This is a genomic window from Streptomyces sp. MK37H (genome assembly GCF_018035285.1).
Lineage (GTDB): Bacteria > Actinomycetota > Actinomycetes > Streptomycetales > Streptomycetaceae > Streptomyces > Streptomyces endocoffeicus.
The window spans coordinates 1-9602 of the sequence record NZ_JAAAYH010000351.1 but is presented as its reverse complement, the minus strand read 5'-3'; the positions used below and the strand labels follow the sequence as shown (position 1 = coordinate 9602).

The 9602-nt window shown below is 73.5% G+C and carries 10 protein-coding genes; 3 read left to right on the top strand and 7 right to left on the bottom strand.

From position 1 onward, the window contains the following. The 7 genes from GWI24_RS33765 to GWI24_RS33735 all read right to left on the bottom strand — a co-directional run. Positions 1-803: hypothetical protein (locus GWI24_RS33765; RefSeq protein WP_210949864.1), on the bottom strand; the 803-nt coding region annotated here is incomplete at its 3' end. Positions 804-870: 67 nt separating this feature from the next. After that, positions 871-2403, bottom strand: a complete 1533-nt coding sequence (locus GWI24_RS33760; protein WP_210949862.1) for a hypothetical protein — start codon at positions 2401-2403, stop codon at positions 871-873. Positions 2404-2533: 130 nt separating this feature from the next. Further along, positions 2534-3619 carry a DUF2891 domain-containing protein gene (locus GWI24_RS33755; protein ID WP_210949861.1) on the bottom strand — a complete coding sequence of 362 codons (1086 nt, stop codon included), beginning with the start codon at positions 3617-3619 and terminating at the stop codon, positions 2534-2536. Continuing rightward, complete coding sequence (gene pcp / locus GWI24_RS33750) at positions 3616-4260, bottom strand: pyroglutamyl-peptidase I (RefSeq protein WP_210949860.1); 645 nt, start codon at positions 4258-4260, stop codon at positions 3616-3618. The genes GWI24_RS33755 and pcp overlap by 4 nt, the downstream gene beginning before the upstream one ends. A gap of 14 nt (positions 4261-4274) precedes the next feature. Beyond that, positions 4275-5243: a DUF979 domain-containing protein gene (locus GWI24_RS33745; RefSeq protein ID WP_210949859.1), complete on the bottom strand. Its 969-nt coding sequence runs from the start codon at positions 5241-5243 to the stop codon at positions 4275-4277. Then, a complete protein-coding gene (locus GWI24_RS33740) occupies positions 5240-5962 on the bottom strand; it encodes a DUF969 domain-containing protein (RefSeq protein ID WP_210949858.1) in 723 nt (240 codons plus the stop codon). Before GWI24_RS33740 ends, GWI24_RS33745 begins: the two co-directional genes overlap by 4 nt. Before the next feature lie 141 nt (positions 5963-6103). Continuing rightward, on the bottom strand, positions 6104-6853 hold the full coding sequence (locus GWI24_RS33735) for a GntR family transcriptional regulator (RefSeq protein ID WP_247617231.1): 750 nt from the start codon (positions 6851-6853) through the stop codon (positions 6104-6106). A 223-nt stretch (positions 6854-7076) separates the two neighbouring features. Between GWI24_RS33735 and GWI24_RS33730 the strand changes: the two genes are divergently transcribed. Genes GWI24_RS33730 through GWI24_RS33720 form a run of 3 tightly spaced genes read left to right on the top strand, consistent with a single transcriptional unit; the run spans position 7077 to position 9411 of the window. Continuing rightward, positions 7077-7856, top strand: coding sequence for a LamB/YcsF family protein (locus tag GWI24_RS33730; RefSeq protein ID WP_210949857.1), 780 nt, complete (start codon positions 7077-7079; stop codon positions 7854-7856). Continuing rightward, positions 7853-8503 (top strand): allophanate hydrolase subunit 1, encoded by a 651-nt coding sequence (locus GWI24_RS33725; protein WP_210949856.1) that lies wholly within the window; start codon positions 7853-7855, stop codon positions 8501-8503. Before GWI24_RS33730 ends, GWI24_RS33725 begins: the two co-directional genes overlap by 4 nt. Continuing rightward, positions 8500-9411 carry a biotin-dependent carboxyltransferase family protein gene (locus tag GWI24_RS33720; RefSeq protein ID WP_210949855.1) on the top strand — a complete coding sequence of 304 codons (912 nt, stop codon included), beginning with the start codon at positions 8500-8502 and terminating at the stop codon, positions 9409-9411. Before GWI24_RS33725 ends, GWI24_RS33720 begins: the two co-directional genes overlap by 4 nt. Positions 9412-9602 lie beyond the last annotated feature (191 nt).

Sequence of the window (9602 nt, the reverse complement as noted above, 5' to 3'; positions counted from 1 at the left end):
GCGGGCAGCAGGGTGGCGCCGCCGTCGCTGACGGGGACGACGCCGAGCTCCAGCAGCTCGGCCATGGCGGCGGAGGCCGCCATGTCGCGCACCTGGAGCTGATAGCGGGCGGTCGTGCGGTAGGTGCCGCCGGATTCGTCGCCGGTGCGCTGGAGGAAGCCGGAGTCGACCAGGAAGGCGACGGCCTTGCCGACGATGCCGGTGGTGGAACCGGCGAGCCTGCGCGCGTCCTTGGTGGCGCCGGTCGCGCTGCGCCGGGCGTAGACCCGCCAGGCGGACTCCAGCCCTGGCGCACCGGTGGCGGGGTCGGTGTTCTCCCCCTGCTCCTCGGCGCGCTCCTCCAGCCGCCGGCACGCCTGGCGGACGAAGGCGTCGACCCCGTTGACGGTGACGCGGCCGATATAGCCGTCGTCGGCGAGGTCCTCGGGGCGGGGGAACGCCAGGGCGGCGACGGCGAGATGGGCGAGGCCGTGCAGAAAGCGGTCGGCGGAGTCGGTGGCGGCCCGGCGGGCGTAGTCGCCCATGCGGACGGCGAAGACGGAGTCCTCGGCGGCGGTCACCGCCATACCGGCGCGGGTCGACACCTCCAGCACGATGAGCCCGAGCCCGGCGGCGATGGCGTCGGTGAGGCGCGCGAACGCCGGTTCGTCGCGGTGCCGGCGCAGCAGCTCGGCGTATTCGACGTCCCGCGCGGGCAGCAGCTTGGGCTGGAGCCCGAAGGCCACCAGCCGCGCGGCGTCGGCCGCGTCGGCGGGCGTCAGCCCGGCCGCCGCCGGGGCGGGTGCCGCGTCCGGCGGTGGCATCTCGTCGATGTCGTACTCGGTCACGGCTGAACCTCCTCGCGCGGGGCGTACTCATGGGTCGCGGTCATCACGCCACCTCCGCGCGGTCGGCCGCCATACCGACCGCGTCCAGCAGGGCGGTGCCCACTATCAGGTCGGCGCCGCCGAATTCGGGGTCGTCCAGTTCGGTGCCGTCGTCCACGGCGAACAGCAGCCGCTGCTCGCCCTGGCGGTAGGCGGTGCCGACCGGGGGGCTGGCGGCGTGGACTGCCAGGAGGGCGATCAGATAGGGCAGATCGGGGTCGCGGCGACGGGCGTCGGCGAGCAGCCCGGACAGCCGGCGCGGGGCGTCCGCGGGCAGTTCGAGCAGCTCCATGGCCACCGCGAGCTGCTCCTCGCTGAAGCGGCTGTCGTCGGGGGTGGCGATGAGGTCCGGCTCGGGCATCTCCGCGCCGAGGTGCTCCCGCTCCACGGGCGGGGTGAGCAGCATCTCGACCAGGTCGCTCATCCGCACCGAGGTCGGAGTGCGCAGCCCCGTGCCGCGGCCGAAGAACGCGTCGGTGACCCGGCCCGCGCGCTCGAGGGGCAGCGGGAGGACGGGTGCCAGCAGCTGTCCGTACAGGTCGTATCCGGAGCGCGGGGCCGGGGGCGCGAAGGCTTGGCGGTCCTGCTCGGCGCGGAACAGCGGACCGGCCTCCAGCAGCCGGGACTGCAGCTGGGTGTGGCGCCGGATGCAGTCCTTGACGATGTCGACGAGCTCGGCGGCGCGCCGCTTGTGCTCGGCGCCCTCGGCCTCGTCGCGTGCCTTGCGGATGTTGGTGAGGATCGCGTTCTCGTGGCGGTAGCGGTCGGCGACGTGGTCGAGCGCCTCGCTGATCAGCTCGGGGACGGTGCTCAGCCAGTCGACGGCGCGGACGTTGCGCCGGGTGGCGTCGAGGGTGCGGCGCAGCGTCTCCGAGTACTGCACGGTGCGGTAACGGGCCTGCTCGGCGGCGAGTTGGGCATCGGCGAGGCGGCCCCGGCTGATCAGGACCTCCAGCTTGACCTCGGCGGCGATCTGCGCGCTGGTGACGTCCGTGTCGAGGGCGCCGACCAGGACGTTGACCGCCTCGTCGGTGGTGCGCAGATAGACGCTGCCGCCGGGCCCCGGCACCTCCTCGATCAGCTTGAAGTCGTAGTCCCTGCGGACATACACCCCATCGGGCCCGAAGGTGCCGTAAACGGCGCGGAAGCCGCGGTCCACACTGCCGACGTTGATCAGGTTCTCCAGCACCCAGCGGGCGACCCGGTCGTGCTCGGCGGCGGGGCGCCCGGGGGTCTGGGCCGCCACCCGGGGCAGCAGCCTGGCCACTATCTGCTCGTGGTCGGCGCCGGTGTCGAAGTCCATGTGGAGCGTGACGAGGTCGATGGCGGCGAGGGCGACCTCCGCCATCGCGTACACCCCGTACTCCCCCGCGAGGTTGGCCTTGCGCGCGTCCAGGTCGTGCAGCGGCGCGGTGCAGGCGAGCGCGCGCAGCCGCCGGGCCAGGCCCTCGTCCGCGGCCGGGCCCGGGGCCGGCCGGGCGGCCCCGTCAGCGGTGTTGAGCTGGGGCGCGGCGGCCCCCGGGGGTGGAGATGTCACGTCGCACAGAGTAGGCGGTCGCACCGACAACGTACGAAACGGCACGGAGATCCCGCTATGACACACCAGGTCCCCCGCGCGTGCACGCGCGTACACCGGCGCGTCCCCCGCACCTCACCGGTCCGTCAGTCTACGGCTCACCGGCCGGTGGTCCGTCCAGGGCGAGTGCCGCGAAGGTGGCGAGCCAGTGGTCGCCGGTGAAGTCCCCGGAGACGGTGGCCGGGAGCCCCGCGGCCAGATGGTCACGGGCCGCCGTCCGCAGCACGTCCGCCCGCGGATCGCCGTGCGGCAGGGCGGCGGCCAGGCGGCGGAGCGCGGCGGCCCGGCTGAGGACGAGGCCGAGCAGATGACCGATCTGCGGGTCGGCGGGGTCGGAGACGATGGGCGGGGTGAGCACGGTGACGGGCGCGCCCCATTCGACGCCGGGGAGGAAGCGTTCCAGCCAGCGCGCGAACTCCTCCTCCGGCAGTACCCGGCAGACCGCCTCGGCCTCGGTGAGCGCGGGTGAGAGGAAGTCCTGCCCGGAGGGCTCCCAGTGGACGGGGGCGTCGCGGTCGTCGGCGAACCAGTCGAGGACGGCCTCGGTGACCGGTTCGACGATCCCCTTGGCGCCCGCGGCGGCCGCGCTGTCCAGGACCAGGCCGAGGGCGAAGGCGCTGTTGGTGTGGACGCCGTGCCGCACCGGGTAAGTGGCGCGTTCCAGCCATCCGCCCAGCAGTGCGCGGACGGCGTCGGCGGCCGGTTCCAGGGCCTCGGCCCAGCGCTCGCCCGCGGGCCCCGGCAGGCTCCGGCACTCGGCGGTCAGCGCGAGCAGCCAGGCCCATCCGTAAGGGCGCTCGAACGAGGGATGGGCGCGCAGATAGTCCGCCTCGGCGGCGAGGGCGCCGGCCGTAAGGTGCCCGTCCAGTACGGCGGTGACCTCGTCGGCGCGGACGCGGTCGGGGCAGCGGCGCAGCAGCCGGACCAGCAGCCAGTGCATATGGACCGCGGAGTGCCAGTCGTAGGAGCCGTAGAAGGCGGGGTGGTGCCGGCGCGGCTCGACCAGGTCCTCGGGGCCGCGCAGCAGATGCGCGGGGGCGTTGGGGTAGGCCCGGGTGACGTTGGCGGTGGCGAGGGCGGCGAACCGGGCCGCGTACCGGCCGAGTTCGCTCCCGGTCCCGTCCGGCTCATTCGTCTCGTCCGGCTCGTTGGCCGCGTTCGGTTCGTAAGCGTTCAATGCGTTGCCCCCTCGGCGACGCGCAGATCGGTCCGGGTGCTCACGGCCGCCCCGATGATCGCCCGCAGCGCGTCCGCGGCCATGGCGGCGGGCAGGGCGGGTTCGGCGCCGTCCACGACCTGTTCGGGCGCGTACGGGAGGTGGACGAAGCCGCCGCGCAGGGCGGGCCGCTCGGTGGCGATGAGATGGGCCAGACCGTAGAAGACGTGGTTGCACACAAACGTTCCGGCAGTCTGCGAGACGGCGGCCGGAATCCCCGCCTCGCGGACGGCCGCGACACACGCCTTGACGGGCAGGGACGCGAAGTAGGCGGCGGGGCCGCCCTCGACCACCGGTTCGTCGATGGGCTGCCGTCCGGCGTTGTCGGGTATCCGGGCGTCGTCCACGTTGATCGCCACCCGCTCGACGGTGACGCCGGGACGGCCGCCCGCCTGGCCCACGCACAGCACCAGGTCGGGGTCGGCCTCCGCCACGGCGGCGGACAGCTCCTCGAGGGCGGTGCCGAAGACGCAGGCGAGTTGTACGGCCGTGACCTCGGTGCCGGGCGGCGGATCGGCGGCCACCAGGGACACGGCCTGCCACGACGGGTTGACGGCCGAGCCCGCGAAGGGTTCGAAGCCGGTGAGAAGCACGCGGGTCACAGCGGCGGCCCCCTTCAGAAGGCGAACAGCGAGATGATGGCGATGTTGCAGACCAACAGCGCCCCGGCGGTGGGGATCTGCGCCTTGATGGGCCCGTACTGGTCCTTGAGTTCCAGCAGGGCGGCGGGCACCAGGTTGAAGTTGGCGGCCATGGGTGTCACGAGCGTGCCGCAGAATCCGGCCAGCATGCCGACGGCGAGGACGACGGGCGCGTCCCCGTGCATCTGCTGGATGAGCACGGGCCAGCCGATGGCGGCGGTCATCACCGGGAAGGCGGCGAAGGCGTTGCCCATGATGACGGTGAACAGGGCCATTCCCACGCAGTAGACGGCCACGGCCACGTACTTCTGGCCCTCCGGCAGCACCTGTTCGGTGATCTTGCCGACCTGGGTGCCGACCCCTGCCTCCTGGAAGATGGAGCCGAGCACGGCGAGCAGTTGGGGCAGCAGCAGCGCCCAGCCCATGGACTCCAGCAGGCTCCGCCCGGCGTGCAGGGGCACGGCGGGCCGCCGCTCGCGCACCACGACCATGCCGACCAGCAGCCCGACGATCGCGCCGAAGCCGAGGCCGAGGATGGTCTCACTGCCGGCCTCCAGGACCGGTTCGCCCCCGATGTGCCAGTGCTTGACGGCCGAGGCGCAGACGACGGCGACCAGCGGGATGGTGAGCGCCGGGACGAACAGCCTGCTGCCGAGCCGGGCGGCGGATGCGGCGCGCTGCTCGGGCGTGGTGGTGCGCGGCACACCGCGCCCGGTGAGCTGGAAGCCGCCCAGGCAGACCATGGCGAGGACGGCGACGCCCAGCGGTTCGGCCGGGGCCTTCTTCTCCACCACCCAGCTGCTGTAGAAGAAGCAGCCGCCGAGCAGCCCCCAGAAGGCGGCCGAGCCGAGGCGCTTGGGGTTGGTGCGGTCGACGGCCATCTGGGCGGCCATGGCGAGGAAGACGGCGCCGACGAGCCAGTAGAACCACTCCGCCTTGATCACTTGGCTTCCTCCGCGGTGCGGCTGCCCTCGGCAGCGGATCGGCCGCCGGAGGCGGCGAGGTCGTGGTCCAGTGAGCGGTCCAGGCGCAGCAGCCGGAAGCCGTGGATGAGGAACGCGCAGACGGCGGTGGGGATGGCCCACAGCGCCAGCTGAAGCGGCTCCAGATGGGTGTGGTACGTGGTGTTGACGAACCCGGTGATCAGCAGGATCGAGCCGATGGCCAGGAAGCAGTCCTCGCCGAAGAACAGCCCGACCGTGTCGGCGCTGGCGGAGTACGAGCGGACGCGCTCGCGGACCCGCTCGGGCAGCGGGCCGTGGCGGCGCTCCGCGGCGCCCTCGGCCATCGGCGCGACCATGGGCCGCACGCTCTGGGCCGGGCCGCCGATGCTGGTGAGGCCGAGGGCGGCGGTGAGCTGGCGCAGCAGCAGGTAGAGGGCGAGGAACCGGCCGGTGGTGAGCTTGCCGAGCCGGCCGATGAGGGTACGGGCCTGTTCCTGGAGGCCGTGGCGCTCCAGGAGGCCGATCACGGGCAGGGTGATGACGAAGATCGTCACCGAGCGGCTGGCGGCGAAGCCGTTGCCGAAGGCCGCCAGGATCTCCTGGGGCGAGAGCTTGGCCAGCAGTCCGGTGGCGATGCCGGCGACCCCCACCACCAGCAACGGGTTGCGTCGTGTGGCGAATCCGAGGATCACCACGAGGACGCCAAGGAGAACGATCATGCGTCCCGCCTTCCGCGCACAAGGACCTCACGGGGGGCGTGAGGAGGGTGCACCGGAGGCTAGGCGTTCGTTCAACGATCCGACAAGAGCCTGAAACGAACTTGTTCCGGCCCCGCCGGATCGTTTACCGCTGGGAAACCTCTATCGACGGGACATCTTCCGCCCGTAGGCATCGGCCAACTGCCCCTGGGAATCGTCCAGATAGGAGGCGAGCAGCCGCTCGGCCTCCACCGCGTCGCCGCTCTGGAGCACCTCCAGGATCTGGCGGTTGCGCACCAGATAGGGGGCGTGGAAGCGGCGGGGGTCGGCCATGACGTGGAAGACCAGCCGGAGCTCGGCCAGCACCGCGCGCATCAGTTCGTCCGCGCGGGGACTTCCGGCGAGGGAGACGATCGCCTGATGGAAGCGGATATTGGCGGTGGACAGGTCCTGCCAGGCCCGGTCCCGGGCGGCGCGCTCGCCCGCCAGGACCGCCGCCTCGACCGCCCGCACCTCGTACGGCGGCTCGCCCAGGCCGCGCACCGCCGCGCATTCGACGAGCCGGCGCACCCGGTAGATGTCGTTGAGGTCGTCGACCGTGACGACGCGGACGAAGACGCCGCGGTTCAGCTCGTGCACCAGCAGCCGCTCGTGGGTCAGCAGGCGGAACGCCTCGCGGAGGGTGTTGCGCGAGACGCCGAGCGCGCCGCCCACGCTGTCCTCGGACAGCCGGGTGCCGGGCGGGAAGAACCCCTCGGCGATGCGGTCGCGCAGGATGTCCGCGACGCGCTCCGCCGTGCTGGTGCGCCCCAGCAGCGCCCGGTCGGCCTCGAGTCCGGCGGCGAGACCGGAGCCGACCGGGGCATACCCGGTCGGCTCCGCGGCCTCCGCCGTCCCTGGCGCCTCCGACATCTCCGGCGACTCGTCCGACGACTCGCCGGAACGGCGGTTTGCACCCGTTATCCCGTTCGCCACATCAGCCCCTGTTCGGTGTCTCGTTCGTCCCGTATAGCGAGAAGTCAAGCCCAGAAACCGTCACCGGACAACAACCATCTTGTCGGATCGTTCAACGATCGCTTACCTTGTGGTGCCATCCGCAACCCCTCACGTATCCCCCACGCCCGAACGGACGGATATGACCGCATCCTTGGCGAACCTGTCCATCGATCTCAACGCCGACCTCGGCGAGGGGTTCGGCCGCTGGCAGCTCACCGACGACGAGGCCCTGCTGTCCATCGTCACCAGCGCCAATGTCGCCTGCGGCTTCCACGCCGGAGACCCCTCGACCATGCGCCGGGTGTGCGAGCTGGCCGCCGAGCGCGGGGTGCGCGTCGGGGCCCAGGTCTCCTACCGGGACCTGGCCGGTTTCGGCCGGCGCAGCATGGACGTCCCGCCCCGGGAGCTGGCCGACGAGATCGCCTATCAGATCGGCGCGTTGGAGATCTTCGCCCGCGCCGCCGGGACGCGGGTGCACTACGTCAAGCCCCATGGCGCGCTCTACAACCGCAGCGTGCACGACGAGGCGCAGGCCGCCGCCGTGGTCGAGGGCGTCAGGCTGGCCGCCGGCGGTCCGCTGCCGGTGCTGGGGCTGCCCGGGTCCCGGCTGCACGAGGCGGCCCGCGCGGCCGGGCTGCCGGTGATCGCCGAGGCGTTCGCCGACCGCGCCTACACCGCCGCCGGGACGCTCGTGCCGCGCACCGAGCCCGGCGCCGTGGTCCACGACCCGGACACGGTGGTCAAGCGCGCCCTCGGCTTCGCCCGCGACCGCGCGGTGACCTCGGTCGACGGACGGCGCATCGAGGTGGACGTGCGCTCGCTGTGCGTCCACGGCGACACCCCCGGCGCCGCCGACCTCGCCCGCCGGGTACGGTCCGAGCTGGCCGCCGCGGGGGTGCGCGTGGCGGCGTTCATATGACGGTGCGGACCCTGCCCGTCGGCGAGCACGGGCTGCTCATCGAGCTCGACAGCGGTGAGGCGGCCGAGGCGCTCCACGCCGAGTTGCTGCGCCGCGCCGCCGAACGGCGGCTGCCCGCCGTGCGTGAGATCGTGCCCGCCGCCCGGACCGTGTTCCTCGACGGGCTCGCCGACCCCGGGCGGCTCGCGGCCGAGCTGCCCGGCTGGCGGATACCACCCCTCGACCGTGGCGACAGTGAGATCGTCGAGGTGCCCGTGCGCTACGACGGGCCCGATCTGGACGGGGTCGCGCGGCGGTGGGGGGTGACGCCCGAGGAGGCCGTACGGATCCACTCCGGTGCCGAGTTCCGGGTGGCCTTCTGCGGCTTCGCGCCCGGCTTCGGCTATCTGACGGGGCTGCCCGAGCGGTTCCACGTACCGCGCCACGCGACGCCCAGGACCCGGGTGCCGGTCGGCTCGGTGGCTCTCGCGGGCGGATACACGGGCGTCTATCCGCGCTCCTCCCCCGGCGGCTGGCAGCTCATCGGCACCACGGACACCGTGCTGTGGGACACCGCGCGGGAACCGGCGGCGCTGTTCACCCCCGGCACTCGCGTCCGCTTCATCCCGGTATCGGACGGCGCGACCCCGGAAGGGGCGGCGCCATGACCGACAGCGCCTTCGTCGTCGTACGGCCGGGAGCCCTGACCACCGTTCAGGACCTGGGCCGGATCGGCCATGCCCATCTCGGGGTGCCCCGCTCGGGGGCGCTCGACCAGCCCGCCCACCGGCTCGCCAACCGCCTGGTGGGCAACGCCGAAGGAGCCGCGACCCTGGAGACCACGCTCACCGGCTGTGCGGTGCGGCTCCGCCGCCCGGCGACGGTCGCGGTCACCGGCGCCCCCTGCCCGGTCACGGTCGACGGCCGCCCGGTCGCGTGGGGCGCGGCCGTGCGGGTGCCGTCGGGCGCGCTCCTGGAGGCCGGGGCCGCCGCCCATGGGGTGCGCAGCTATGTGGCGTTCGACGGTGGTGTCGAGGCCGAGCCGGTGCTCGGCAGCCGGGCCACGGATGTGCTCTCCGGACTGGGCCCGGCGCCGCTCGCGGACGGCGCGGTGCTGCGGCTCGGGCGGCCGCGCGGGCCGGTGCCGGCTGTGGACGGGGTGCCGCATCGGGGCGTCGCACCCGAGCTGGTGCTCCCTGTGGTGCTCGGTCCGCGTGACGACTGGTTCACCCCCGCGGGGCTGCGCACCCTCTCCACCGGGGACTTCCGCGTCTCGGCCGCGAGCAACCGGATCGGCCTGCGGACCGAGGGTCCTTCGCTGGAGCGGGCGCGGGACGGTGAGCTGGCCAGTGAGGGCATGGCGCTCGGCGCGCTCCAAGTCCCGCCTGACGGACGGCCGGTGCTCTTCCTCGCCGACCATCCGACGACCGGCGGCTACCCGGTCGTGGGCGTCGTGCCGGAGCGGTATCTGGCCGCCGCGGCGCAGGCCGTCCCCGGCACTCCGGTGCGGTTCACCCCGCTGGGCCGGGCCTCCTGGGGGCCGCCTGCCGGGCGGACCGTCCCGGACGGCGCCTAGGGTCCTTCTGACGGATCTCCGCGGCGTCGCGACGCCCGGCACGCCCTCTCGCCCCACCGCGCGAAAACCCAAGTAGCTCCGCTACGAGGGCTTCCCCGCGGCACGCCGAGAGCACGCTCCCCCAGCTACCGCTGGGAGGTGCCCCCTGACGCCGCTCCTTCTTCCAAGGAGATCCGTCAGAAGGACCCTAG